This window comes from Sunxiuqinia indica, from assembly GCF_009847015.1.
Lineage (GTDB): Bacteria > Bacteroidota > Bacteroidia > Bacteroidales > Prolixibacteraceae > Sunxiuqinia > Sunxiuqinia indica.
This window is the reverse complement of the sequence record NZ_WVEM01000001.1, coordinates 675,741-702,579: the sequence shown is the minus strand read 5'-3', so window position 1 is coordinate 702,579 and position 26,839 is coordinate 675,741. Positions and strand designations below refer to the sequence as shown.

Annotated in this window: 20 protein-coding genes; 2 read left to right on the top strand and 18 right to left on the bottom strand. The window is 41.8% G+C overall.

From position 1 onward, the window contains the following. Window positions 1-28: 28 nt before the first annotated feature. From gyrB to GR929_RS02810, 3 genes are all read right to left on the bottom strand, one after another. Entirely contained in the window at window positions 29-1,993 is a 1,965-nt protein-coding gene (gene gyrB / locus GR929_RS02820) for a DNA topoisomerase (ATP-hydrolyzing) subunit B (RefSeq protein ID WP_159517393.1), read from the bottom strand. A 485-nt stretch (window positions 1,994-2,478) separates the two neighbouring features. After that, complete coding sequence (locus GR929_RS02815) at window positions 2,479-4,269, bottom strand: hypothetical protein (RefSeq protein ID WP_159517392.1); 1,791 nt, start codon at window positions 4,267-4,269, stop codon at window positions 2,479-2,481. Between the two features lie 11 nt (window positions 4,270-4,280). Continuing rightward, the gene (locus GR929_RS02810; RefSeq protein WP_159517391.1) at window positions 4,281-7,349 is read right to left on the bottom strand and encodes a tetratricopeptide repeat protein; all 3,069 of its coding nucleotides are present in this window, start codon (window positions 7,347-7,349) and stop codon (window positions 4,281-4,283) included. A 156-nt stretch (window positions 7,350-7,505) separates the two neighbouring features. On the opposite strand from GR929_RS02810, the gene GR929_RS02805 reads away from it, so the two are divergent. Next, window positions 7,506-8,225 carry a cell division ATP-binding protein FtsE gene (locus tag GR929_RS02805; protein ID WP_159517390.1) on the top strand — a complete coding sequence of 240 codons (720 nt, stop codon included), beginning with the start codon at window positions 7,506-7,508 and terminating at the stop codon, window positions 8,223-8,225. Between the two features lie 69 nt (window positions 8,226-8,294). Here the strand turns inward: GR929_RS02805 and GR929_RS02800 are convergent, their stop codons facing one another. Continuing rightward, a complete protein-coding gene (locus GR929_RS02800; protein WP_159517389.1) occupies window positions 8,295-9,419 on the bottom strand; it encodes a glycosyltransferase in 1,125 nt (374 codons plus the stop codon). A gap of 69 nt (window positions 9,420-9,488) precedes the next feature. Here GR929_RS02800 and murB point away from each other — a divergent pair, with 69 nt between their 5' ends. Beyond that, window positions 9,489-10,511, top strand: coding sequence for a UDP-N-acetylmuramate dehydrogenase (gene murB, locus GR929_RS02795; RefSeq protein WP_159517509.1), 1,023 nt, complete (start codon window positions 9,489-9,491; stop codon window positions 10,509-10,511). Window positions 10,512-10,517: 6 nt separating this feature from the next. Here the strand turns inward: murB and GR929_RS02790 are convergent, their stop codons facing one another. From GR929_RS02790 to GR929_RS02725, 14 genes are all read right to left on the bottom strand, one after another. Beyond that, window positions 10,518-11,063, bottom strand: coding sequence for a hypothetical protein (locus GR929_RS02790; RefSeq protein ID WP_159517388.1), 546 nt, complete (start codon window positions 11,061-11,063; stop codon window positions 10,518-10,520). A gap of 219 nt (window positions 11,064-11,282) precedes the next feature. Next, window positions 11,283-12,605 carry a DUF1593 domain-containing protein gene (locus GR929_RS02785; RefSeq protein ID WP_159517387.1) on the bottom strand — a complete coding sequence of 441 codons (1,323 nt, stop codon included), beginning with the start codon at window positions 12,603-12,605 and terminating at the stop codon, window positions 11,283-11,285. 5 nt (window positions 12,606-12,610) lie between these two features. Further along, a complete protein-coding gene (locus GR929_RS02780) occupies window positions 12,611-14,056 on the bottom strand; it encodes a nucleoside hydrolase-like domain-containing protein (RefSeq protein WP_235934021.1) in 1,446 nt (481 codons plus the stop codon). A gap of 21 nt (window positions 14,057-14,077) precedes the next feature. After that, on the bottom strand, window positions 14,078-15,415 hold the full coding sequence (locus GR929_RS02775; RefSeq protein ID WP_159517386.1) for a pectate lyase family protein: 1,338 nt from the start codon (window positions 15,413-15,415) through the stop codon (window positions 14,078-14,080). A 13-nt stretch (window positions 15,416-15,428) separates the two neighbouring features. Further along, window positions 15,429-16,883 (bottom strand): nucleoside hydrolase-like domain-containing protein, encoded by a 1,455-nt coding sequence (locus tag GR929_RS02770; RefSeq protein WP_159517385.1) that lies wholly within the window; start codon window positions 16,881-16,883, stop codon window positions 15,429-15,431. 45 nt (window positions 16,884-16,928) lie between these two features. Next, the gene (locus tag GR929_RS02765; RefSeq protein WP_159517384.1) at window positions 16,929-17,903 is read right to left on the bottom strand and encodes an ABC transporter permease; all 975 of its coding nucleotides are present in this window, start codon (window positions 17,901-17,903) and stop codon (window positions 16,929-16,931) included. 10 nt (window positions 17,904-17,913) lie between these two features. Continuing rightward, a complete protein-coding gene (locus GR929_RS02760) occupies window positions 17,914-19,449 on the bottom strand; it encodes a sugar ABC transporter ATP-binding protein (protein ID WP_159517383.1) in 1,536 nt (511 codons plus the stop codon). Further along, a complete protein-coding gene (locus GR929_RS02755) occupies window positions 19,430-20,071 on the bottom strand; it encodes a DUF2291 family protein (RefSeq protein WP_159517382.1) in 642 nt (213 codons plus the stop codon). Before GR929_RS02755 ends, GR929_RS02760 begins: the two co-directional genes overlap by 20 nt. A 6-nt stretch (window positions 20,072-20,077) precedes the next feature. Continuing rightward, window positions 20,078-21,025 (bottom strand): D-ribose ABC transporter substrate-binding protein, encoded by a 948-nt coding sequence (locus GR929_RS02750; RefSeq protein ID WP_159517381.1) that lies wholly within the window; start codon window positions 21,023-21,025, stop codon window positions 20,078-20,080. 18 nt (window positions 21,026-21,043) lie between these two features. Beyond that, window positions 21,044-21,994, bottom strand: a complete 951-nt coding sequence (locus tag GR929_RS02745) for a transketolase family protein (protein WP_159517380.1) — start codon at window positions 21,992-21,994, stop codon at window positions 21,044-21,046. 41 nt (window positions 21,995-22,035) lie between these two features. Beyond that, on the bottom strand, window positions 22,036-22,911 hold the full coding sequence (locus GR929_RS02740; protein ID WP_262886033.1) for a transketolase: 876 nt from the start codon (window positions 22,909-22,911) through the stop codon (window positions 22,036-22,038). Window positions 22,912-22,922: 11 nt separating this feature from the next. After that, on the bottom strand, window positions 22,923-24,338 hold the full coding sequence (locus GR929_RS02735) for an L-fucose/L-arabinose isomerase family protein (RefSeq protein WP_159517378.1): 1,416 nt from the start codon (window positions 24,336-24,338) through the stop codon (window positions 22,923-22,925). A 30-nt stretch (window positions 24,339-24,368) separates the two neighbouring features. Continuing rightward, entirely contained in the window at window positions 24,369-25,865 is a 1,497-nt protein-coding gene (gene glpK, locus GR929_RS02730) for a glycerol kinase GlpK (protein ID WP_159517377.1), read from the bottom strand. Window positions 25,866-26,067: 202 nt separating this feature from the next. Further along, window positions 26,068-26,829, bottom strand: coding sequence for a DeoR/GlpR family DNA-binding transcription regulator (locus GR929_RS02725; RefSeq protein ID WP_159517376.1), 762 nt, complete (start codon window positions 26,827-26,829; stop codon window positions 26,068-26,070). Between the last annotated feature and the right edge of the window lie 10 nt (window positions 26,830-26,839).

Below are 26,839 nucleotides of genomic sequence, written 5' to 3'. Positions count from 1 at the left end.
ACTAAAAGCTGGCATTCTGTATTATTTATTAAGCATCAATATTTGCATAAACCGCGTGGTCTTCAATAAACTTCCTTCGTGGTGGTACTTCGTCGCCCATTAGCATGCTGAAAATGTGGTCAGCATCAGCGGCGTTTTCGATGGTCACCTGACGTAAGGTTCTACGCTCTGGATCCATCGTGGTCGACCAAAGCTGTTCTGCGTTCATCTCTCCAAGACCTTTGTAACGCTGGGTGTGTACTAATGATTCTTTTCCATCAGCCCATTCATTAATTAATTGAAGGCGTTGCCGGTCATCCCATGCATACGATTCGCGTTTCCCCTTTTTTATTAAATACAAAGGAGGAGTCGCAATGTACAAGTAGCCTGCTTTAATCAGATCTTTCATAAAGCGGAAAAAGAACGTCATAATGAGAGTGGCAATGTGGCTTCCGTCCACATCGGCATCGGTCATGATGATGATTTTGTGATAGCGAATCTTATCCATGTTCAGTGCTTTGGAATCATCCTCGGTTCCAATGCTTACACCCAATGCTGTAAAAATATTTCGAATCTCTTCGTTTTCAAATACTTTGTGCTGCATGGCTTTTTCCACGTTCAGGATTTTACCGCGTAATGGCAAAATAGCTTGAAAACGACGGTTACGGCCTTGTTTTGCTGTTCCGCCTGCCGAATCTCCCTCAACCAGGTAAATCTCGCACTGTGAGGCATCTTTGTCCGAGCAGTCAGCCAGCTTTCCAGGAAGTCCGCCACCAGACATTACGTTTTTACGCTGAACGAGCTCACGGGCTTTGCGTGCAGCATGTCGGGCCTGAGCAGCCAGAATAACTTTATTAACAATTGCTTTTGCCGCTTTAGGGTTTTCCTCCAAATAATTAGCGAGCATTTCACTAACCGCCTGATCAACCGGGAGACTAATCTCCGAGTTACCGAGTTTTGTTTTTGTTTGGCCCTCAAACTGAGGTTCCTGAACTTTTACAGAAACGACGGCTGTCAACCCTTCACGGAAATCGTCTCCATTGATGTCGAATTTCAGTTTCGAGAGCATGCCCGAAGTTTCGGCATAACTTTTCAATGTTCTGGTTAATCCACGACGGAATCCTGTTAAGTGTGTTCCACCTTCAATGGTGTTAATATTATTGACATACGAATGAATATTCTCAGAAAACGAAGTATTATAATGCAATGCAATTTCAACCGGAACACCTGCTTTTTCAGATGAAATATGAATGGTTTCATCAATTAGTCGTTCTCTTGTGTTATCCAGAAATTCTACAAATTCTTTCAGTCCTTCTTCTGATAAAAAATTGTCAATTTTGTAGTTTCCTTCTTCGTCTTGCTGGCGTTTATCGATCAACGAAAGCTTAATTCCTGCATTTAGGAATGCTAACTCGCGCAAACGTGCCGACAAAATTTCATATTTATAAGTGGTCGTTAAGAAAATGGTATCGTCGGGTTTAAACGTAACAATGGTACCTGTTTTATCCGAGTCTCCAATTACCTTAACTTCTTCTTGAGGAACTCCACGATGGTATTCCTGGAAGAAAATTTTTCCGTCGCGATGAATCTCAGCAGTTAATACAGCTGAAAGGGCATTCACACAGGATACACCAACACCGTGCAAACCACCAGATACTTTGTAACTATCCTTATTGAATTTACCTCCGGCATGGAGCACTGTCATTACTACTTCCAAGGCTGACTTATTTTCCTTGGTCATCTTTTCAGTAGGAATTCCACGCCCATCATCAGCTACCGAGATAGAATTATCTTCGTTAATGATGACATCGATACTACTACAATAACCAGCTAATGCTTCGTCAATGGAGTTGTCAACAACTTCATAAACCAAATGGTGAAGTCCTTTTTCGTTTACATCACCAATGTACATCGCCGGACGCTTACGTACTGCTTCCAAACCCTCCAGTACTTGGATACTTTCTGCAGAATAATTTCCGTTTCCGTTATCCTTCTTTTTTTCTAATTCGCTCATCTATTGTGTGTTTGGTTTAATCCTATTTTTTCCTGCTTGTTTTAATTTAAAAAGAGACAAACAGAAAGTTATATCTGGAGCAATTTCCAGACATTCATTTACTTATTTAATAATTTGGGCTGATATAAAAAAGGTGTTTAATTTTCAATTGATTAACAATCATTCTTCGCCTCATTTTCATAACACGCAAATATAGTAAAAATATACCGATTAAAGGCTTGTTTCGCAGACTTAAAACAGGCAAAGTTTTCAACAAGACATTGAGAGTTAACAGCCAGTCTGTCAGGCAGTTAAGCTTTTGTGTCTGAAGAGTTGACTTTTGTCATTTTTAAGTGTAATGAAATGACCATGATTAAAATTTCGCTCACACAGGAAGATGATTATTTTGAAGTTCCATGCGTTGGTGCACGATATCTAAAAACACGATCGTGCCGCGCGGAAATTATGAGAACTTAAAATGAAAAAAATATATGACATAGCTTGTTTTAAAACGAAAAGCTTGCACCTACCAAAAGATTAAAACTCTGTTGTGTGTAACCAAGCCAGTTCTCGTATTTTTGGAATGCAAAGTTGTTTGCTCTGCCAAAAAAGCTGAGTTGTGGACTGTACTGGTATTCAACTCCAAAGTTTAAATCGATGTATGACGAGAGCGTGTAAATCGTGTTAGCCGGAATTGCAGGATCGCTACTGGAAGTATCAAGATATTCAACTCGTTCCAGCGCTTTCCGTTCGCCCATAAAGAAAATATCGGCATTAAATTTCAAAGGTCCTTCAGGATTTAAAATTGTAGAAATCGTTAGTTCAAACTCTGGTCTGTTCCATGCTTCTTTAAGAGAGTCTAATGCATAAGAGTGCATCTTTCCGTCTAAATGGAAATTAACCAAGTCTGAGGCCGTGTAATAGAATTCGGCACCAAGCGTAAATTGTTGTACATCATCATATAAAACATCGAAAGTATTGGAACGTGGCTGAATAACTGGATCGACAATTGGAGATGGCTCGATCACATACTGGGTTGTATTAAAAATGTAAAAGTGCTCGTCTTTAATGCTGGAATAATCAGCTTGAAAACGATAATTTAAGCGGGGTGAAAACTTCCCTTTTATTCCTCCTGAAAGAATATATTGGTACTTCGAGTTTTTGATATCCTGGTAGGGGTTGACAAATCGGTTTTCGGCAGCAATTGCGGAATAGTGGTTTTGCTGTAAGCGACCGTCTGCGCCAACGAAAAGGGTCATGATATTTTCAACAGGTGACCACTGCGCTTTTATATTGGGAGTGATTAAAAAACTGCCATCTTCATCGTCGTCCAACAAGGTGAATGTATGGACTCCAAGTTGCAATTTAGCCATATCGCCTTCAAATAGAATGGCAGGACTTAAATTCAGCAGGATTTGCTGCTTTTGTCCATAATCGAGCGATGTTTGATTGAAGATGCTATCTGTCTTCAGATAACCGACAGAAATTCCCAGAAGGCCGTAAAACTCATCAAACTCGCGACGCAAAGAGGTTCCTAAATTTACCAGATTTTCTGTTTGTCCGGTTTTGGTGCCGAAATAGTGATAGTATAAATTCAGGTCATAGTTTAAGTCAGCTCGCGTATCTTCTTCATTCGACAATTGAACTTGCAGCCCTCCTTTTGAAAAAGCTTGCTTATCGTTCCAGTTTGTAAGCAGTATTTCCTTGTCCGAATCAGAAAGCTGCTCACCAACGTATCCATAATAGCTGTGTGCGTCTCGCTCGTAGAACAGCTTGGTACTTAAGGTCGATCGTCTGAAAAAATGCTTGGTGAACAACTCGGCAACATTTTCACTTCGTGGAGCGTCAACTTTATCTTCGTTAGCCAGCTTAACCGATCCGTGCGAGGAAAGATGTTTAAAATGCATTCCTAAAACAGCATGCTTGCCGGTCTTTGTATTGTAAAAAAGCTCGCCGTACGGTGTCTGGTAATTTCCAACTCCGGCTTTTAACAGTCCTTTGCCAAGCTTTGCTTGAGGTTCTCCAACCATTTGTGCTGCTTGTACCGGTTCTACTTCAAAAGTGCTAAAAACCGGCTGTGAGTTTATTTTGTAGTCGAAGGTCGGTTTTTCCCTTTTATCATCCTTAATTTGAGGGATGTCATTGATTTTAAAAGCATCGGATACGCTGGGTTGATAGGCTTTAACCACTTCAACTTCCTGGCGTAACTTTGTGCTGTCTTTTTGTGCTGAAGCTGGGTTAACCAAAATAAAGGTTAACAGGAGCAGTGAAATATGATAGAAATATGATCTGTTCATGTTGCTGATTTTTACTGTTCGTTCATGTTGATTTTCATCGGACTTTCTGTTTGTTTTTGCTCTTGCTGTTGCTCAATACTTTCCAGGTGTTGCAGTTTCGCTTGAGCGGTTTCGATGATTCCATCATCGGTCTCCGGATAATTTTCAACAATACTTTTTATGGTGTGCTTCGCCTGAAATTGGTCTCCCTGGCTAAGGTAAACATCAGAAAGAAGTATGAAACTTTTCGCCAGCCAATATTGGTGGGGCGTGTTTTTCGAAATAAAATCCATCACCTGTTCTTCAGCTTCTTTCAATTTATTTTGATTGTATAGAATTTCGGTAAGCAGGTATTTGGCTTCAGCTCCTTCAGCCGACTTGGTATCTTCTGCCAGGTCGCTCAAAATAGGAAGTGCCTCATTAAATTGTTTGGTTTCGTAATACGACTTGGCCAATTTGTAGTTTGCTTCCCGCTTCAAAATATCGGTTAGTTTGTCGGAGCTTAACAGCATTTTGGCAGCATCAATACACTCCGTGTAGTTTGCAAGCTTATAGTTGCAACGCATTTTCCCGGCGCGTGCTTTCAAAATATTCCATTTAGTATTCGAAATGCTTTCGAAATGCTGGTAATAACTCAAGGCTTTTTGGTAATTGGCTGCATTATATTGCAATTCAGCAGCCTTTTCAAGTGCCGGCTCGGTAAAAATATTATCTTCTTTACTCAATACATACTCGTAATCTTTCAGAGCCAAAGCATATTCTTTTTCCGAATATCGCAGTTCACCCAAATAGAAGTGAGCGTTTAAACTAAAACTGCCACTCGGATATTGGCGCAAGTATTTCTCCAGTTGTGCTTTGGCTTTGGAGTCTTTTGCCATGTATAATTTTTCGGCTGAAAGGTATGTCAGCGAATCTTGCTCCGAAACAGTAACCTGAACGCCTGATCCGAGACGTTGAGTATATGCAAAGTAGGCATCAATATTATTCAGTTCGATGTAATTATTTTTTACTCCAATTAATGCTGATTGAGCTGCCGGGCTGTTGGGATATTCATTGATGACTTGCTTGTATGTTTCCAGCGACTGTTTAAAGTCAGACTGGTTGTACTGCACCAGCCCGAGTTGAAGAATAGCCTTTGGGCGATAGCTGCTTTGGGGATAATCATTGATGATATCGCGATAATATCCTTCGGCTACTTTGGGTTGTCCGGTGCGGTCAAATGACCTTCCCAGTTCAAACAAGGCATCATCCATAAAAGCAGATTCTGGAAATGTTTGTACCAGCGTACGCAGCAAACTGATTTTTTGATCCATATCGCGCTGAATACCAACACAAATTGCTTTTTGAAAAAGGGCATAGTCGGCATCGTACTGCTTGAGCCAAAAAGCTTTTTCATAATTATTAATGGCATTGCGGTAGTCGCGGCCAACAAAGTAACAATCTCCTAAACGGTTGAAGGCATCGGCAACCTTTTCATCTTTATCGCTGCTGTTTTTATCTAAAAACTGCTGAAAGTATTTACTGGCGTGAGCATAATCTTGTAATTTGAAATAAGCATAAGCCAGATTGTAGCGAGCCGTTTGAAACTCGGGTCGGCTGTCGGCTCCAGAGGTGTTCAGAAATTGACTAAAACCACTAATTGCTTTTTCGTAGTTCTCAAGTCTGTAATTGGCTTCGCCTTTCCAAAACAAAGCACCGGCTTTAAGTTCACGGCTGGCTGACGCATTTTGTAAGGATTGTTCAAATAGGTCGATCGCCGAGTCGTAATACAGATTATTGAACAGTTCCAATCCGCGATAAAAAGTAACTCGCTGAGAGGCTTTTTTAACTGCTGTGCTTTTTACCTCAATCTTTTCGATAGACTCAATGGCTTCTTTGTAGTTACTGGTACTCATGTAAACATTTACCAAATAGTCATAAGCAGCATCATTGCGTTCCGAGTTTGGGTAAAGCGAAATGTATTTGTCAAACGCCTTAATTGTTTCGTTGAATGGGGAGTATGATAACTCGTAAGTAATTTTTGCATAATTGAACAAGGCATCTTCTTTAATATCCGGATTAAAATCCAGTTCCGATGCTGATTCAAAAGCCACTCGCGCTTTGTCTTTTTGGTCGGTTTCCACATAACAGTCGGCAAGATGGTAGTAGGCGTTTTGCGCCAATTCATCCTTTCCTCGTGACGCATTTTCTAATGGTTCAATCGCCTTGCTGTATTGACCATTGACGTAATAGCAATAGCCAAGCATATAATTTTCGTCTCTGGCTTTGCTGTTGGTTGCTTCAAAATAAGCTTCAAAATAGGGAATGGCCTTTTGAAAGTCTTTGACTTGGAAGTAACTGTTTCCGATAATTTTAGCAAGTTCAGGCTTCTTGTCGTCAGAAACTTCGTCCATCAGAGGAATAGTGAATTCAATTACTTTGTCGTATTGCCCTTTCTTGTAGTAAATCTGACTCATGTAAAACGGAATCACCTCGGCAAAAGCCGGGTTGTTTCTCAATTTGTCAAACTCAGCGAGCGCTGTATCGTAGTCATCGTTTAAATATTGAATATGTGCCCAGTAATATTTTGCCGGGGCTGCATATAAATTATTTGTATCCTTAATTTTTTCAAACTCATTTTCGGCTAGCTGATATTTTTCTGATTGAAAGTAGGCGTATCCTTTCTGGTAGTGCACTTTAATTTGCTCTTCCTTATTCAGAATACTCGGTTTTAAATTTCGATACGAACGAAGCATGGGAGCATATTTACCATTATTAAACTGGTCACTCCCCAACTCAAACCATGCCTTGTTGGTATAAGGACTTTCCGGATTTTCATCAATAAATTTTTCAATCAGTTCTTCACCGTTTTTATTTTCCAGACGAAGAGCACACAGTGCCTTGTAAAACATGGCTTCCGATTGAATCTCAGATCCTTTTTCCGACTCTCGAATGATGGAGGAAAACTGTTGTTGGGCTACAATAAATTTATTTTTGGAGAAAAGCTCTTTCGCTTGATGGATGTTTGCTTCTAGAGATGAATAATAGGTGGTTTCCTGTCCGTAACCGGGAAAAGTGAAGCCACTCAATAAAATGATGAACAGTAAGATTCTTGTTCTCATAGACTCTGTTTTATTTTTGCATAAAAATAGCGATTCTGTTTTCGTTAGAAGCGGAATAGTGAATAGACTTCTTCACAAAAAACTGTTTATTTCATTGCTTTATTATCTGATTGGTCAAAAAAAATTAGTTTTGTATCAGGCTTTAAAAATAGCTTTATGAGCAAAAAATCTATTATTTCGCTTCAGGGAGTTGATATTTTTCAACAGGATCAATTGATATTAGCCCAAATCAACCTCCGTATTGAGGAGGGAGAATTCGTTTATTTAATCGGAAAGGTTGGGAGTGGAAAGTCTAGCCTGATAAAAGTTTTAAATGCTGAATTGGATTTGTTTACAGGCGAAGCGCTGGTGGCGGAATACGATCTTCGGAAGATAAAAAGCTCCGAAATCCCATATTTACGTAGAAATCTTGGGGTTGTTTTCCAGGATTTTCGCTTGCTAACTGACCGTAATGTACATGATAATCTTTCGTTTGTACTGAAAGCAACAGGGTGGAAAATAGAAAAGGCTATAGAAGACCGAATCAATGAAGTGATGGAGCGGGTAGGGATGAAAGCAAAATTGGGAAGTATGCCGCATGAACTTTCGGGCGGCGAACAGCAACGAATTGTTATTGCCCGTGCTATTTTAAATGACCCCGATATTATTTTAGCCGATGAACCAACAGGAAATCTTGATCCGGAGACATCAGACGAACTCATGACAATTTTAAAGGAATTGAATGAAGAGGGAAAAACCATTTTGATGGCTACCCACGATTACCATATTTTAAATCGCTATCCGGGACGAACGCTCGTATGTGCCGAGCAAAAAGTTAGTGATTCTTCAAAAACGAAAGATGAAGTTGATTTTTCGGAGTTATTGGAAGAGGATTAGACTATTTTTGGTGACTTATTTATAATGACCTGAAATTTCAATCCAGAAACATTAGCTCGTCGTCATTTTTTAATTTGGCTGACTTTTTTTAAGAGGGGTGAAAATACTAACAAGTACTTTTTCCTCATTTTCCCAACACAGTTCTTCGGCTGCCTTTGGGAGGTTTTCAATCCAATGCTCTCGGAGGTGCAAATCAAATAAGGCCTCTTGAAGTTGTTTGGCGATTTGTTCCGGATCATGATTTTTTAAAATCATACCAACCTGATAATGGTTAACAATTTCACTCATCTCAGGCAAGTTGCTTACTAAAACCGGTACCTGATGCTGGATGTAGTCAAACAATTTATTGGGGAGTGCATAACGGTAGTTAAGTCCAAGATCTTCTTCTATTGACAAACCCAAGTTAGCTTGCGCTGTGATGTATTTCATTTCGGACAGCGGAATTTTCCCCAAAAAGGTTACGCGGTCGGCTAGCTCTAAATCAGCAACCAAGTGCATCAGGGCCTTGGTAATGTCGCCATCTCCGGCAATGAGCAGGCGTGCATTATCGATGTATTGCATCGCTTTGATGGCAAATTCCAGTCCCCGACCAATATTTAATGCTCCCTGGTAAAGTATGATTTTCCGATCGTCAGCAAGTAGCACTTTTTCGGGGGGCACTATTAATAGCTCTTCGCGATGCGGCAAGTTGCGAACAACCTGAAAAGGAGTGTTGTACTTTTCTCTATAAAACGTAGCGATCGATTCACAGACTGTGTAAGCATGCTCTATTCGGGGCAGTATCCAACTTTCGATACGCTCCCAGATGGCTTGGGTGCGCCTGCGGTTAATTAATTCCGGTACTTCGGTAAACAGTTCATGACTATCGTAAACAAGCGGCTTTTTTTTTCGTTTTGAGGCGATAAAATTGGCAGGCAGGCTATCCAGGTCATTCGCCAGTATGATGTCAACCTTCCGTTGAAGGATAAAAATCAACAGTCTGACATTATATTCGAGATAAAACAGAGGTCCTTTTTTGAAAAAGAGTTTCAGTCGTTTGGTTTTATAACTACGTCGAACTAACTTTTTACTATTGGGTAATCTTCGACCAACTAAAGTTACTTTAAACCCCATTTTTTGTAGGCTTAGTGCAACCTTATGTACGCGGTTGTCGGTAACCAGGTCGTTAGTGACGGAGATAATAACTTTTTTCAAGGCCGTTTTTACTTTATGACAAAATAAACGAATTTGAAACAGCTTCTATTATCTTTGCGAAAAAAAACGATGATCCGCTTTTCTGAAAACTACTCTCTTAAAAACTACAATACGTTTGGTGTTGAAGCCAAAGCCAGCTTTTTTTTCGAATTTACTGAACTGGATGACTTAACCGAATTTCTTCAATCGAACAGTTCCTGGAAGGAAGAGCCCATTTTTCTGTTGGGAGGAGGAAGCAACTTGCTTTTTGTTGACGATTATAAAGGGTTGATTATCCACCCAAATGTGCCGGGAGTTGAGGTTATTCGGGAAAACCGGAATCAGGTTTGGGTGGAAGTTGGGGCAGGAGAGGACTGGGATCGTTTTGTGGATTACTGTGTTAAGTCTCAATACTACGGATTAGAAAACTTGTCGTTGATACCGGGAACTGTGGGTGCAGCGCCGGTTCAAAATATAGGCGCTTATGGCGTGGAGGTGCAGGATTTTGTTGACACTGTCAATGGTTTCGACCTGAAAACAATGACCGCTTACAGTGTGCCAGCAGAGCAATGTCAATTTGAATACCGGAATAGCATCTTCAAAAATGAATTGAAAAACCGGTTTATCGTTACGTCGGTTGTTTTTCGACTGGATAAATTTCCGGATTTCAAACTAGACTATGGGACACTGAAAGCCGAAGTAGAAAAACGAGGAAAACTCGATCCGCATAATGTGCGCGAAGCTGTTGTTGCTATTCGCCAATCGAAATTGCCCGATCCGTTAGAGTTGGGCAATGCCGGTAGTTTTTTCAAAAACCCGGTAGTCGATCATGATTTTGCTGAAAAGTTGAAAGCCGTGAATCCGGGAATGCCAAACTACCCGACTGTAGATGGAAAGATTAAACTGGCTGCTGGTTGGTTGATTGATCAATGCGGGTGGAAAGGCTACCGAACAGGCGATGCCGGGGTGCATAAAAATCAAGCATTGGTATTGGTAAATTATGGTAATGCTTCAGGAAAAGAGCTTTATCTGTTGTCGCAAGAAATACAGCAATCTGTAAAAGATAGGTTTGCTGTTGAGTTAGAGCCCGAAGCTAATATTTTGGGTGTATAATTTTTTTTAACCGATATTTTTGTATTTGAGCAGCTGTGCGTGTAGTTCTTTGATTGCGGATTCTTGCGTATTGACTTGTTCTTTTGTATTGGTCAAATCGGTGATGTCGTCAATAATCATGATGATGTAGCGCTCTTCTTGAAATTTAAAGCTTCGGGTTGAAAATTGGAGGTGTTTCAATTCCTTTGTTCCTTTTGAATTGTAAAATCCACGTGATATTTTTTCCTTGAAAATAGGCTTGTTCTCATAATATGAGATAATTGCGGATTCTCTTAACGAGCATGATTTACAATAATTGGTTTCACCGCATCTTTGCATTTCTTCTACGTTGTGCGCGCAACCTATTGCTTCTCCACAACGAACATAGAGCAAATCTTCATTCTCCCTGTTCGAAAAAATAGAACGTAGTGAATCATTAAAAGCTTGAAGTTCCATATTCTTATCGAGTAATAAGACGCAACTACTAATGTTGTTTAAAGTCAGATTTAGAAACTCGGAGGAACCTTTTAAGAAATCAAAGCTCGTGTTATTGTGGCTGATTATATTTTTCATTGTATGGTGACTTTCGTCCATTAAAGTTATAACGATTATCAAAAAACTGCAACCATGTTAAGCTTTAATTCTACAGTGCAATCTAATTTAAAACAAGTATAGATAATTAATATTTTTGTGCGTTTAATAAAGAATAGTTTTTTCTTTGATTTACTAAACTATTGTACTGAAAACAGACCTGTTTATTACTACCAGCGAGAAATATTACATCGATTATTTTTACCGATTAGGAGTTTGGCAACGATCCATTCGACTGGCAAAGTCAGTTAAAAACTCCTTTCTCCACTTGCTTACCGTTTTGGCTCCAATGTGATCACCCACCATAAATTCCGGGTTGGGATTGTCTGTCCACCAGTTTGAATACTTATCAGAAGGTTGATTGGCTAATTCCGGAGATGGGATGACAGCAGTTACTTTTCCGGTTTTACCATTTAAATCAGGAATATTACTTTTAATTTCAAATGCAAAGGTTTTTGCACTTTTAGGCGAAAAGCGAAAACGAACAGTTTCATCTTCTGCAAAATGTCCACTTAATGATTGATTGTCAACGTTAAGATAAGCTTCCGGTTTTTCGGGTAAGTTAGTACCAATAGGTAGCGCAATTTCAAGAATTGCAAACTCTTGAATACTGTCTCTTTCAGTAGGCATCTTCGTAAACAGGTCGTAAGGGCGATCCCATGCTTTTATATATTGCCCTCCCCAATTGGGGGTTGTTGGGTCTTCCGGATTGGCGCTATTCAATACCCAAGCCAGTGAAGGCGTATCACCCATTTTTATGGTGCCTCCCAGTTGTGTCATAAAGAAGTTTCCCATGGCACCGTGATCTTTAATGTATTTCTCAGCAAAACCATCGTTACTCCACTCTGCCGATTGATCACCTCCTGTAAACCATCCGCGGTAAGTGGCATTCGATTCAATAATCCAAAGATCAGGGTGGTTTTCAACGATGTACTGGTAAGCATCCGGACTCCATTTTTTGTTTGGGCCGCCAATCCAAAAGACACGAAGTTTCGGAAGAATGTCGGGCGCATCGTGAAGCGCCAGTGTCAAGTCTTCCAAGCCGCCCCAGACTAACACGTACAGCGGCCTCGGATCATCACGACGGGCACACTGAATAATCCATTCTGAACCTTCAGAGGGTTTGCTAATGCCACGATACCCAACCATTTCTTCAGAGCCTTGTTTGGATATTTGCCGAAGTGAGTCCGCGGTAGGGTAGTTCGCTGAGTAAGTCTTCAAATTTGGGAAATCCTTTTCATATTGATCGATAACAGTCAGGATGTGTTCTTTTTTTCCGGGACCGTATGGAGAGGAAATGATTCCCTCAATGTCCAGCGTGTCGGCATATAACAGGAGATGAACCATAGATTGGAAATCATCAGGGTCGGTTCCTCCAATGTCTGAAGACACAAGGACACGATGGCGGTTTCCTTTTTCTGAAGCAGGCGATTTTGCTTTGTTATCCGAATGACAGGACTGAATAAAAAAAACAGATAGAATGGAAACAAACAAGATTGAAGACACTTTGATTATGGTATGCATGATGATTAGTTGACGTTAATAATGATTCGTTGATAACGCGTTAACCGAGGTGTTCCATGGTCGGTTACAGCCAGTATGATGTGCATGGTTCCTTTTCCCGGTGGCATCACCCGGCTGGTTTTTACTGTCAGCCTGGCCTGTGGCTGATCGAAACCATAAATTTCATGCTTAACTCCGGTGCGGGAATTGGACATGGCACGGGTTCCTGCTTCTTCGTAGCAAAACCACTCAAAAGACAGCGCGTCGCCATCCGGATCAGATGAATTGGTGGCGCTAAGTTCAATGCGTTCTCCCGGTTTCGCTTCAATGTAAGCCGGATGATCAAGCTTAACGATCGGTGGATGATTGGCTTCTTCGTAAGGGAGGATGGTCCAGTCCATGCGAGCCGAAAAGTCATTTTGGTAGGCTTCCCGCCAGCGCCAGATTGTGGCGTGATTGGTGGTGTGCCATTCGCCATCTTTGCCCAATACTTCATCCTGAACGTTGGTCCAGATCGGCCGTGTTTCAGGTTCCAGAAACCACTTTTCAGTTTTTGGGGTGTAAAGCTCATAGCGACCGCCCCAGCCACCCCAATTGGGATGCTCGGGACTATTTAGTCCGTTGTTTATCAGATAAAGAAACGAAGGAGTGTCACCTTCCATCATGTATTCCCAATGTGGATAAACCGCTCCCAGGGGACCTTTGTCGCGAATATTGCGGTCAAGCCATTCGTTAGTGACCAAATCGAAGTCGGCGCCATCGAAACGACCATGAAATTTATCACCGCCAATGGCAATCCAGGTGGCATGATGAAAGCCACCGCCCGCATTAACTCCCGGTGTGACAATGTAGAAAAGCTCCGGAAATTCTTTACGAATCCACGGGCCACTGTTATCTTGGTCGGATATCGCATAGACTCTTAGTTTTGCAACAAATTTAGCCAATTCCGCAGGTGTCCGTGTTTCACGAACTTTCCAGAGGGCTTGGGCAAGTACGTTGGGTCCTCCCCAAACAGTGACCCAAACAGGACGGTCATCTTCCTTGTCAACAACACGGATTAAAAGTTCCGAACCCGGAGAGTCATTTCCTTCGCCAACACCTTCCATGTCATCAATCGGCACTCCATGCGAAATACGATCCAGCAGGTACTGTTCGGTAGGGAATCCGGGCTCGTGCAACTCCAAATTTGGGCGAACTTGTCCGTATGCTGAAACAATCTTTTCAATGTACTCCGGATAGATTTTTTTCGGACCAGCGTTTGGCGTTGCAATGAGCCCTTCGATGTCAACATGATTGGCATAAGTCATCAGCCGCACCATCGACATCTGGTCATCCGGATCGCCACCGATATCGGTGAGTACAACCAATCTTGGTTTTTCAGTAGCTGAGGCGGTTGTAACTGCAAAGCAAAGCATAGCCAAAAACACAAACTTCAAAATAGCTAATCTGAGGAGGTTCATTCGATATGTCATAGTTGTTTTTTTTGCGATCTCTTAATTGATACTATTTAAATATGTTTCCAACATGGTAAATCCATTTTCTCCAACTTTGTTTCTGTCATCTGCATTTTTTGGATCAAGACTATTTTTACCTTCCCATTCATCAGGCATTCCATCATGATCGGTATCTAAAGGAGGCTGTGAGGAGTTTAGCCTTGGCCAACCGCCCACTTCGAGTTGACTTGCAATAATTTTACCTGTTCTGTTTTTGACATCGTTCACGATACGCTGGTCTACGGAATCACGTTTCGGTAAAGTAGCTCCTCCTGTTGCAAGTATTCGGTGATAGGCTGATCGGGCACTTTCTGTGTTGACCGGACCAGTTTCAAAGGGCTTGTTTTGCTTGTATGCTTTAATTTCGTTGTTGATCCAGCTGTCGTTGAATTTTACTAACTCCCATTGATCGTTTGGCTGTTTCCCGTCGTAGTAATTTCCCTCAAAATAGGCCCGGTTATAGGGAGAGCCGGTAGAATAAGCGATACCTGTTGCTTTTGAATCGGCACCTGGAATTAAGTAGTTGCCGACATAATTTAAGCGGGTTACGCTTTTTGTGTCAGCGTTATATCCGGCATGTGTTCCACCCCAGTTATAGATTACGTTGTTTCTGAAATCGAGCAGTAAGCCCAACGGATCTTCATTGTGTGGGTTAGAGTCATAGTTTCCGGGACGTGGATTGCGACCTTTGTTGTGGGCGTATAAATTGTACAGGTAACTGTATTGTGCTCCTCCGGTACCGCGAATTAACGAACCAAAACCATGATTGTCAGGATTCAGTCCTTCGGTAATGAAACACCATTGTACCGTTACACGAGTAAGGGTCGGATGATGGGTGGAGGTCGATAATATCTCATCCAGGCTCCAGCTGGCCGAGCAGTGGTCGACAATGATATCTTTACCTTTCGAGATGCTAATGGCATCCTTGCCCTGAAGGCTGCCTTGACCCTGCATCCCATCGCCCAGGCGAACCCGGATATACCGGATGACGACATCATGCGTCTCGATGCGAACCGTTTCACCCTTTATACAAATACCATCTCCCGGAGCGGTTTGCCCCGCAACGGTGATATAAGGGTTTTCGATGGTCAACCTGTCTTTAAGCTCAATGGTTCCCGATACTGCAAACACGACAGTGCGAGGTCCTTGCTGATCTATCGCCCAGCGCAGACTTCCGGGGCCATCGTTGTCTAAGTTGGTGACATACAAAACGGCTCCACCACGTCCCCCCTTCGAATAAGCTCCAAACCCTTCTGCTGAAGGAAATGCCAGTTGCTGACCAACGCTAGTTGAGGTAAGGAGTAACAGGAGTATTACACTTGCGATTAAATTTTTCATAGAATTGATTTTACTATTTTACCGTAATAATGATTCGCTGATACCTTGTTAATGCAGGGCTGCCGTCATCAGTCACTTCGCAGATCATATGTATTGTTTCTCCTGGCAATGCGTCGCCAGGAACAACAAAAGAGGCCTTTTGTTCTTTCGAGGATCTGATCTCCAAGGCTCCTTCGTATGTGTCAGCTTCCTGGTATTGCCACCATCGATACGATAAATTATCGCCATCAGGATCAGTGGTTCCTTGTGCATTCAGCTCCACTAAATCGCCCGGTTCTGCTGCTGCATTTAAGGGTGTTTGAAGTTTGACAATAGGAGGGTGGTTCGCTTCATTATATGATTTGACGCACCAGTCGGCGCGAGCTGCAAAGTCCTTTTGCATGACTTCAGACCATCGCCATATGGGTTTAAAATATTCTGCATGATTTTTATTTGTGGATGCAGTTGCTCCCAATCTGGAACTATTTCGACCCCACGCTGTATTCGAGTACCATCTTCCTTCCGGATACTCGTAGCCTTCAACAGGCACCGGGTCGAGCCACGTATTGCTGCGGACGTTTACGTATCGTCCACCCCATCCGCCGTAGTCTGGTGATTCCATATTGCGGAGTCCGATTGGAATGTTATGCAAAAAAGCCGGAGAGTCTCCTTCAGACCTGAAATCTCCCTCCTCAAATTCACTCTCACCTGCATTGTGAGCTTTGTAGAGCGAACATAACGGGCCGTGGTTTTCCAGTATGTATTCTTTCATCCACTTTCCTTCAAAATAGGGATGCATTTCTTCCGGTTGTGCATCTTTCCACCGGTATGCAATTGCTTCGAACTGATCTGATATAATCGTCAGGATATTGTATTTGCCCCAATTAGGACGAATATATGCCTGGTAGGTAGAATCCTGTTCCCAAATGAAGAAGAAGCGGATTTTATTAGCCACATATTCCATTTTATCGGGATGGTCTTCTTCAATTGTTTTCAGTGCTCTGGCAATGGTGTTTGTGCCTCCCCATGCCTGCAACCATATTGGTTGGTCATCTGATTCATCAAGCAGAACTTTTACAATGTGTTGTGAACCTGGCGTGATGGAATCCATTTCGCCTTCGGTTTCAACGTTGCCAAGGAAAGCAACAGACTTCAGGTAGTCCGGAGCTGGGTAGTCTTCATCATGTGTAATCAAATTAGGGTAAACTTCGGAATACGTTTCGAGGTAAGGATCAAGCCAGTCGTCGCCAGCCCACCGATGTCCATGCCAGTGATATTGCGAACTAGAGGTGATGATTCCTTCTACGTCCCATTCATTGGTATACAGTAAAAAACGAACCATGGAACATTCGTCGTCGATCTCGCCATCGGATGTCACGATTACTCTTGGCTTTTTTTGTGGTTTTGTATTGTCTTTGAAAGAACTTTGTGTTGAACATGCTCCGAATAAGGCGATGGTTAGCAGCACTAAGGTTCTGTATTTTTTCATAAGTTTTCCTCCTTAAGTTACTTCACATGATGTTTAACTATTATTTTATTCCTCTTTCGAGTTAAATTTTTCAATAACCACAGCAAGCAGTATTACAAAACCTTTAATGACCTGCTGCCAAAAGGGGGATACGTTAAGCAACACTAATCCGTTATTTAAAACACCAATAATTAATGCTCCCTGAACCGTACCCATAATAGTTCCTTTTCCTCCTGAAAGAGAAGTGCCCCCGATGACCACCGCTGCAATGGAGTCGAGTTCGAAACCGAAGCCAGCATTAGGTTGAGCCGAATCGAGCCGTGATGTAACCAGAATGCCTCCGATTCCGGCCAGCGCACCGGCAATGGAATAAACGATGATTTTAATCTTTTTGATTTTCAAGCCGGAAAGCTTGGCAGCAGTTTCATTCCCTCCGATGGCGTAAATATGACGTCCCAATTTTGTTTTGTTTGTTAAAACTACTGCCGACAGTACTATTATTGCCGAAATCCACACGGGCATGGGGATACCTAAAAACCAACCGGTTCCAATAAAAGCCATGTTGTCGCCCAGTCCTGTGATTGGGAAGCCGCCGGTCCAAAGCATCGTTAATCCTCGCGCAATAGTTAGCATGGCAAGGGTGGCGACAAATGGCGGAACCTTAAATTTAGTGATGGTGAATCCATTAAACCACCCCAGGAAAGTACCGACCAATGTTCCTCCAACCAAAGCTCCTAAAAGCGTGAATCCAATGTAGAGGTTCATATCCGTAAATTCGGCTCCAAACTTTAGCATGCCTGCAGTAACAGCTCCCGCCAAAGCCAGTATTGAACCAACAGAAAGATCAATTCCACCAGTTAATATCACCAGAGTCATTCCAACGGAAATAACCATGTTGACTGAGATTTGCCGCATCACGTTCCAGGTGTTTTCCGGAGATAGAAAACGGTCAGACAATAAGCTCAATGCAATGCACATGATCACCAAGGCAATCATGGATTGGAATTTAATCAGATTATGTTTTAAACTAGTTGTATTCATAAGTTTAGGGTTATTCTTTTTCTTGAAGGGCTGCTTTCATGATGACTTCCTCTGATGCTACGCCCCGGCTTAGTTTAGCTGTTAGTTTCGATTCGGATAAGACGAGAATATTATCAGAAATGGCTAATATTTCCGGGAGTTCAGAGGATACAACTATTATTCCCATTCCCTGCGAGGCCAATTCGTTGATCAATTTATAAATTTCGCTTTTGGCACCAACGTCAATTCCGCGTGTTGGTTCATCCAATAGCAAAACCTTTGGGTTTGTAGCCAGCCATTTTGCAATGACTACTTTTTGTTGGTTTCCTCCACTTAGCTTTTCAACAGTCTGCTTGGGTGAGGAGACTTTCGTATTCAATTTCTCTGTAAAATGCTTACTTAATTTTGCCTCTCGTTTTTGATTGATGAAGTTGAATTTTGAGATCTCATCTAAACTGGCCATGCTTGTGTTTTTCGCCACATTCATATTTAGAACGAGCCCTTGTACTTTGCGGTCTTCAGGCACAAGGCCAATGCCGGCAGCGATAGCATCATTTACATCTCTTATTTTTTGTTCTTTCCCGTCGATCGTGATTTTTCCAGAAACATACTTCGGGTGCAATCCAAAAATGGCTTCCAGAACTTCGGTTCTGCCGGCACCCATCAATCCACAAATTCCCAGTATTTCACCTTTTTTGAGTGAAAAACTGACATCGTTTACCAGGTAGTCCTTTTTATTTTCCGGATTCTGAAATTTCAAATTTTCAACACTTAAAACTTCATTGGCACTAATTGTCTTCTCTTTTTGGAAACTGTTTTTCAAGTCACGTCCGACCATCAATTGAATCAGTTGATCCTGCGAAGTGCCCATCATCATTCCAGATCCCATGCTTTGTCCATCGCGCAACACGGCATACCGATCTGCAATTTCAAACAATTCTTTGAGTTTATGTGAAATGTAGGCAATAGCTACTCCTTTTGATTTCAGTTCGTTAATGATTTTGAATAGTAGCTCAACTTCATGATTACTGATCGCTGAGGTTGGTTCGTCCATAATTAAGACTTTGGAGTCAAGCAAAAGGGCTTTCGCTATTTCAACCAATTGTTGTTGCCCGACGCGCAGCTGGTTTAGTGGAGTCGATGGGTGAATATCTAAATGAAGACGGCTGAGTAATTCTTTTGCTTGTTTGTGCATTGCCGGATAGTCCAACAGGCCAAGACGATTGGTTATTTCATTTCCCAGAAACAGGTTTTCGGCGATGCTGAGGTAGGGGATCAGGTTCAATTCCTGGTGGATAATTACCACTCCCTGTTCTCCGGCTTCTTTCGGATTTTTGAAGTTGACTTTTTTGCCGTTTAGCAAAACATTGCCCTCATAGTCCGGATAAACACCGGATACGATTTTCATTAGGGTTGACTTTCCTGCTCCGTTTTCTCCAATAATAGCGGTCACCTGCCCGGGGTAAATATCCAGATTTACATTTTGCAAGGCATAAACACCTGAGAAGTTCTTGGATACATTTCTGACTTCGAGAATGGGCAGCTCCTTATTGTTCTGTTTTTCCATCAGAAATATTTGCTTTTACAGGAATAATGCTCAGTATTTCGGGGATTGCTTGGTCCTCTCTCAGTTCAGCGACTCCGGCAAAGTCAATTTCTTTGCCTATTGCAGCTGATTTTTTTAGACGGGGAACGATCTTCTCTTTTACCAATTTATTGATGGCAATGGACACATTATTAAAGTCAGTCATATTGATGAAATTATCAATGTTGACTGATCCTGAGCCGTCGCGAACGGCATTTCCAAAGATAAAAGCTGTCGCAATATGCAGCGTATCCTGTGTATTATTCAATACGACTGATAGATATTCATCATCAATAGCTTGGATGACTCCGTTTCCCTGGAACAAAAAATAGTAGGTTTTCGAAATGCCCAACTTTTTGCCATAAGTACTGATCGCCATATTCGGGTTTTCATTCAACTTGGTTAAAAGCAAATTTGCATCAGGAGCTTCACTGATACGCTGTGGCAACTTCTCAGTCCAGAAATGATTGGCATATTCGTTGGCATCAAAAATTGTGGTCGGTGCTTTCGCCTGATGTTCCTGCAGATTTTCAACCTTCAATGAAAGAAAGATAATAAGTAAAATGCCAATGCTCCCAACGATATAATTCAACGTTTTTTTCATAAGGTGCTAATTTTCAGGGAGGTATTTTTCAATGTTCTCTTTGGTAACCAATTCTACTTCAACCGGCATTTTGTTGCTGAATTGAGCTTGACCTTTGATGGTTTGATCTGCAAATTCAGCAGATTTATGAGCCATTAAAACGGGGAACTGCATTACGGTTGCCGCTATTTTATCATTTGCAATAGCACGTATTGCGTCGTTTGAACCATCAAACCCAAAGACCTTTATTTCATCCGCTTTTCCGGCAGCCAGAATTGCTTGGTAGGCACCCAGTGCCATCGCATCATTTCCACAAAATACGGCGTCAATATTTGGTTGAGCCTGCATGATGGTTTCCATCACATCCATGGCTTTGTTTCGATCGAAGTCAGCACTTTGTTGCGCTACCATTTTCAATTTCGGGAATTCATCCACCACGCTGTGAAAACCATTGGATCGGTTCCAGGTATTATTGTCTCCCACCAGACCCAGAATTTCAACATAGTTGCCCTTTTGGTTCATTTGCCTGACGAAATATTCGCCTAGTTTAACGCAGCCGGTAAAACTATCAGAAAGTAATTGGGAGGCGGCTGCATCTTGAGAATTGATCTCACGATCCATGCAAAAGGTAGGGATCCCTGCAGTTTTGGCTCGTTTAACATTTAAAACTGAACCATCGGCGTCTGTTGGGTTAAAAAGAATTGCATCGTAACCCATGGCGATGATGTTATCGAAATGCTCAGCTTCTTTGGACGAGTTGTTTTGAGAGTCAAAAATTTGAGTTTCATAGCCCAATTCTTGTGCTCGTTTAGCAGCTGATTCACCCAAGACAACAAACCATGGATTGTTCAGTGTAGATATAACAACTGCTATCTTTTTCTGCTTGTTTTCTTGAGTTGTAGAAGAACAGCCTAGAAAGCCACATAAAAAGATAAGCAGTAGAATTTGTTTAGTTAGGTTCGATTTGTATGTCATTTAGTTAAGTTATTGTTTTCATTCCAGTAATTTTAGGGTGGTTTCTTTCAATCCTTCAGCTGTAATTCCATAGTGCTTAAAAATATCTCCTTGCGAACCAGTTACGGTATCTTCATCCGGAATTCCAACTATTTTAAAAGGCTTTACTATTTGTTCCTGCATTAAGACCGAGGCACACGCTTCGCCCAAGCCTCCATAGATACTATGCTCTTCTACGGTTACAATAACTTTGCATTTCTTTGCCGCATCAATAACAGCTTGCTTGTCCAACGGATTAATGGTATGCATGCTGATGACTTCGGCGCTAATGCCTTCCTTTTCTAATAGTTGTGCTGCTTCGTAGGATGGGGCAACGGTTTCGCCGCAAGCAATGAAAGCTACATCGCTTCCCTCGCAAATGGTTGATGCTTTCCCAATTTCAAATTCATTTTTAACACGAGGAAGCGTTGGCATTGCTTTCTTACCAAATTTAAGAAAAATTGGTTTTTCAGATTTGGCTGCTGCAATAATAACCTCCCGAGTTTCAAAATTATCGGCAGGTACCACAACTTGTATGTTATTAATAGCCCTTAGTGCGGCAACATCGTGTAATGAATGATGGGTTGTTCCCAGAGCACCGTAGCTTACTCCGGCACTAATTCCAACCAATGTAACCGGCTGATTAGAGTAAGCGACATCATTTTTTATTTGCTCCAGTGATCGGGTTGCCAGGAAGCAAGCCGGAGAAACTGCAAATACGCTTTTATCGGCGGAGGCCAATCCTGCGGATACTCCAACCAGGTTTTGCTCGGCAATGCCTACTTCAACAATTTGTTCGGGTAGTTTTTCAGCAAAAGGACCCAATTTGCCGGAACCTCTTGAGTCACTGGTGACAGCCAAAATATTTTTGCTTTTTTCCCCTAGTTCAATAAGCGTTGCCGAAAACTCTTCTAAATTGGCACGCCCCATATTTAATGCTTTTAAAGTCATTTTTTTAGTTCTAAATATTTGAATAAAAAGAGTTGTTCGAATTAGTCTGTGACGAGCTGTTTTGTTAACTCTTCTTCTTCTGTGCTCAACTCTTGTATGGCTCGTTCGTATTCGTCATCTGACGGAACACCGTGGTGCCATTTCTTTTCATTTTCCATATAGCTTACGCCTTTTCCTTTAACGGTATTGGCAATAATAAAAGTTGGCTTTCCAACTTCAGCCGGAATATTATTCAGCGTTTCACGAAGTTCTGAAATACTGTTTCCGTCAATTGAAATAACATGCCATCCAAAGGCTTTCCACTTTTCATCGATGGGGTAAGGGCTACAGACTTCCCGGTTTGGACCTGTTATTTGCAAAGCATTGTGGTCCAATATAGCCACCAGATTATCCAATTTATAATGAGCTGCCATCATCGCAGCTTCATAGTTTGATCCTTCCGCTAATTCTCCGTCACCAACTAAAGTGAAAACTTTGTAGGCAGCTTTATCCTTTTTCCCTGCCAATGCAATGCCTGCGCTGATCGGCAAACCATGCCCCAGAGCTCCGGTGTTAAACTCAATGCCATTTACTTTTCGTGTTGGATGTCCCACGTATTTAGATTGATACTGACACATGGTTTCCAGGTCACTTTCAGGATAAAATCCCCGATCAGCAAGCACGGCATAAAGCGCTTCAACCGAGTGTCCTTTACTCTGTATGTAACGATCTCTGTTTTTGTCAGAGAAATTCTCGGGTGAAACATTCAGCACATCATTGTACAACACATTTAGAATGTCGGTACATGATAAACTTCCGCCGGTATGACCTGCTTTGGCTTGTTTGATATATTTAAGGAGCATTTTTCTGTACTTGACAGATTTTAATTTTAGCTCCAGATCTGTGAATTCTTGCATCCTATTTTCTTTTCTAATCAATTAAAACGCTCTTATTCGTGTTTGTAAATATCCCATCCCAGGTAGTTGCCAATTGCTTCTTCCAAAATTTCAGAAACATGTCCGCGCACCATCGCTACGTGGTGTTCAAATCCATTTTTACACATATACTTCATCAGGTTTTGCAGGTTCGGAATATCACAAACTGCAATTCCTCCATCCATTCCATAAGGATCGTCGGTCATTGTACCTTCACCTAAATAGGTTTTAATTAATCCCTTATTGTCATCAGTTGAAATACGGAAATAGGTCATGTCTCCAGCTGCTACTTTTCCTTTTACAGCACCAAAGGTATCTTCGCTGCCAAGCACAGTGCCGAGTACGTCAAGGCTGCCAATTTCAATGTCGTTTTGGAAGAATGATTTCGGATAGTTGCTGCAGTGCGTGCAAACGACCTTGTTGCGGTCTTCGGCGAAATTGTTGTTCCAGTCGAGGATGGCTGAAGGTGTTTGAGCTGCCAAAGCCAGCGCATACATAGAGATAGTTCCTGCAACATCCACTTCACAAGCCGATGGCATCAGTTTTTCACCCATCATGCTCATTGTGACGCAGGCAGCACATCCGTAATTTTTTTCGATTGACTCCCAGCATTGAAGAGCCGAAATGTCAATATCGTTTTCGTTGATCCAGTTTTCAACAGCCAAACCAAAACGAGCTTGTTTTGCAATCTTCTTTTGTGCCGTGATCGCACAGCTTCCGTAAGCTTGAATTGCTTTTACTTTTTCCACGACTGCCGGATCATTTTCATCAATCTTGTTGGCTGCGGCAATAATTTCAGACATATCAACAGGAACAACCGTAATGCCAAATTTCTGCAACAGCTTTTCGCTGAAACGCATGGTTTGGAAACCAATAGGGCGGGTGCCGATTGCACCCACACGCAAGTTGCTCAGTCCTTTTACCACGCGGCAAATACCAGCAAACTTGACCAGGTCTTTGGTGAACTCTGCGCTGTCGATACTATAAGTGTGGTAAATGGTATCTGTAAATTTTACATCGTATTGGTAGAAATTGTTGCAAACGGACAATTTCCCACAAAACGCATCACGCCGGCTTTTTACGTCAACTTTGTCGTTTTCGTCGTCGCAAGCTTGCACCAAAACAGGAACCTTTAAACCTGATAGTTTTATGGAGTTTACAACTCCCAATTCATCACCAAAGTTTGGCAGAACAACAACAATACCTTCGATAATGTCGCTGTTTTTTTTGAATAGATCAGCGCATTTTACAGCGTCTGCATATCCTTCAATATTTCCGGTAGGGGTTTCTGACTCGGGAAGGATTACTGTTCCAAAGCCCATCTTGTCTAATTTCTCCAATACTTTTTTGCGAGCATCAACAGCCAACTGAGCATTGAAAATGTTGCGCGTGGCGATGATTACGCCAAATGTTTGTTTCTTTTGATTCATTGTATAACGTTTTTAATTTTTTTTTGATTGTTAATTTAGTCGGGCTCTTTCAACTGCTTTTTTCCATCCGGAGTAATTGGTTGTTATTTTATCTTGATCCATTGCTGGCTCAAAAAGCTTTCCAGCCTCACGAAGCGATTGGATCTCCGCCAGGTCCTTCCAGAACCCGACTGCTAGTCCCGCCATAAATGTGGCTCCGAGTGCCGAAACTTCTTCAATTTCGGAGCGGGCAACATTTCGGTTCAAAATGCCGGACTGAAATTCCATTAAGAAATCATTTCGGGTTGGCCCACCATCGGCTCGTAATTCCTTTAATTGAATGCCACCTTTTTCTTCCATTAAGCTGATGAGGTCTTTTACTTGATATCCGATGCTTTCCAAGGCTGCGCGAACAATGTGGGCTTTGGTTGTATTTCGTGGCATCCCTGATAGACAGGCTCGAGCTTGATTATCCCAGTACGGAGCGCCCAGCCCAACAAAGGCAGGAACCAGGTAAACTCCATTGTTGTTTTCTACTGACGTTGCCAGAGCTTCTGTTTCTGACGCATCGTTGATCAGTTGAACTTCGTTCTTTAGCCAGTTGAGTGTATCTCCGGTACAGTGAATATTTCCCTCGAAAACATAGTAAATAGATTGGTCGATTCCATAACCAATGGAGGTGACCAGTCCTTCAGGAGATTCTAATGGCTCCAGTCCAATGTTCATCATGATTGAAGATCCTGTTCCGTAAGTTGCTTTTGCCATTCCCTGACTAAAACAATTTTGTCCGAATAGGGCAGCGTGCGAATCGCCCAATAATCCGGCAATTGGAACCGGATTCTCAAAAATGACAGAAGAATCGGTTTCACCAAAAATCTTATTGCTGAACCGAACCTTCGGAAACATATTTTTATGGAGATCAAATAGTTCAATCAGTTCTTCATCCCATTCGAGCGTGTGAATATTGAAAAGCATAGTTCGGCAGGCGTTCGAATAGTCTGTTGCATGGACTTTGCCATTGGTTAGTTTCCACAAAAGCCATGTGTCCATGGTTCCCATCAAGAGCTCACCTTTTTGAACTTTTTCCTGCAAGCCTTCTACATTATTCATGATCCAGTGCAGGCGGCTGGCCGAAAAATACGGATCAATAATTAATCCGGTTTTTTGTTGAATCAGCTTACTGTATCCTTTAGCTTTTAGTTCGTCACAATAAGGTGTGCCGCGTTGGCATTGCCACACCGTAGCGTTATAAACCGGTTTTCCGGTGGTTTTGTCCCAAATCATCACCGTCTCCCGTTGATTTGTAACTGCTAAACAAGCAATTTCATCTTCGGTAGAATTAGCTGCCGCAAGAGTTTCCCTGATTGCATATATTGTGTTGTTGAAAATCTCAATGGGATCGTGTTCTACAAATCCGTGCTGAGGGTAATATTGTTGGTGTGGTATGGTACTTCGGAATTCAAGTTTTCCTTTTTGATTGAAAAGGATTGTTTTCGTAGCTGAAGTACTTTGGTCAATGGCTAAAATGTACTTTTTCGACTTATCCATTTAAGTTTAAGAATTTATACCCTACCGCGAGTCAAACACAAACAGGAGGGATTTTCATTAATTTTCGAAAACAAAAATAAAAGAAAATAATCGAAAATAAAAGAAAGAACGAGGAAATGTTTTGAAATCGAAAAATCTTCTTGTTTACTTTAAAGTGCTTAAATATAATTCGTTAGTAATCTTGTCAATTGAGGGCAATCTTCTAAGCCAGAATCATTTTAATATCGTTTCGTTGGAGCATCTCTATTTCATCCTCGCTAATTTTTGAATCTGTAATCAAATAGTCAATTAGCGAAAGTGCTCCAAGGCTGGCAAAGGAACTTTTCCCAATCTTGCTGGAATCGGCAACTAGGTATACAGCGTTGGCTGATTCAATCATGGATCGTTTTACACAGATGTCGCTAATGCTGGGGTAGGTGAGTCCTGACTTCAAGGTGATTCCGGCAGTAGCCAGGAATAACTTGTCAACATGAAGATCATTGAAGAAGTCGGCCGCTTTCTGTCCTGTTAATGAGAGTGTTGGTGCTTTAAATTCACCGCCGGTAAGTACCAGGTTAACTTCGGGGTCGGCACCAAGTATTAGTGCAATGTTGAGTGAATTTGTAATTACGGTTAGATTTTTAAACCCACTGATGATTTTAGCGATCTCCGTTGTTGTGGAGCCGGAATCCAGAATAATGGTGTCTCCGTCGTTGATATGTGCCAAAGCTTTTTTTGCAATGGCAGCTTTCTCTGCCAGAAATTCCTGGTTTTGAAGGGCGATGTTTTTTACATTTAATCCAATGTCCTTCAAATAAGCGCCTCCATGCTCCCGTTCAATGTACCCGTCCTTTTCAAGTTTTTCCAGATCCTGACGAATCGTTACTTCGGTTACTTTAAAGATTTTGCTAAGTTGAAGAACCTTGGCGTGTCCGTCTTCTCGGATCATTTCCAGTATTTTCTCGCGACGTTGATTTGGTAGCATGATATTTAGG

Coding starts and splice junctions, on each gene's coding strand:
- gyrB (WP_159517393.1), bottom strand. CDS start 1,993: ATGAGCGAATTAGAAAAAAAGAAGGATAACGGAAACGGAAATTATTCT.
- GR929_RS02815 (WP_159517392.1), bottom strand. CDS start 4,269: ATGAACAGATCATATTTCTATCATATTTCACTGCTCCTGTTAACCTTT.
- GR929_RS02810 (WP_159517391.1), bottom strand. CDS start 7,349: ATGAGAACAAGAATCTTACTGTTCATCATTTTATTGAGTGGCTTCACT.
- GR929_RS02805 (WP_159517390.1), top strand. CDS start 7,506: ATGAGCAAAAAATCTATTATTTCGCTTCAGGGAGTTGATATTTTTCAA.
- murB (WP_159517509.1), top strand. CDS start 9,489: ATGATCCGCTTTTCTGAAAACTACTCTCTTAAAAACTACAATACGTTT.
- GR929_RS02790 (WP_159517388.1), bottom strand. CDS start 11,063: ATGAAAAATATAATCAGCCACAATAACACGAGCTTTGATTTCTTAAAA.
- GR929_RS02785 (WP_159517387.1), bottom strand. CDS start 12,605: ATGCATACCATAATCAAAGTGTCTTCAATCTTGTTTGTTTCCATTCTA.
- GR929_RS02780 (WP_235934021.1), bottom strand. CDS start 14,056: ATGACATATCGAATGAACCTCCTCAGATTAGCTATTTTGAAGTTTGTG.
- GR929_RS02775 (WP_159517386.1), bottom strand. CDS start 15,415: ATGAAAAATTTAATCGCAAGTGTAATACTCCTGTTACTCCTTACCTCA.
- GR929_RS02770 (WP_159517385.1), bottom strand. CDS start 16,883: ATGAAAAAATACAGAACCTTAGTGCTGCTAACCATCGCCTTATTCGGA.
- GR929_RS02765 (WP_159517384.1), bottom strand. CDS start 17,903: ATGAATACAACTAGTTTAAAACATAATCTGATTAAATTCCAATCCATG.
- GR929_RS02760 (WP_159517383.1), bottom strand. CDS start 19,449: ATGGAAAAACAGAACAATAAGGAGCTGCCCATTCTCGAAGTCAGAAAT.
- GR929_RS02755 (WP_159517382.1), bottom strand. CDS start 20,071: ATGAAAAAAACGTTGAATTATATCGTTGGGAGCATTGGCATTTTACTT.
- GR929_RS02750 (WP_159517381.1), bottom strand. CDS start 21,025: ATGACATACAAATCGAACCTAACTAAACAAATTCTACTGCTTATCTTT.
- GR929_RS02745 (WP_159517380.1), bottom strand. CDS start 21,994: ATGACTTTAAAAGCATTAAATATGGGGCGTGCCAATTTAGAAGAGTTT.
- GR929_RS02735 (WP_159517378.1), bottom strand. CDS start 24,338: ATGAATCAAAAGAAACAAACATTTGGCGTAATCATCGCCACGCGCAAC.
- glpK (WP_159517377.1), bottom strand. CDS start 25,865: ATGGATAAGTCGAAAAAGTACATTTTAGCCATTGACCAAAGTACTTCA.
- GR929_RS02725 (WP_159517376.1), bottom strand. CDS start 26,829: ATGCTACCAAATCAACGTCGCGAGAAAATACTGGAAATGATCCGAGAA.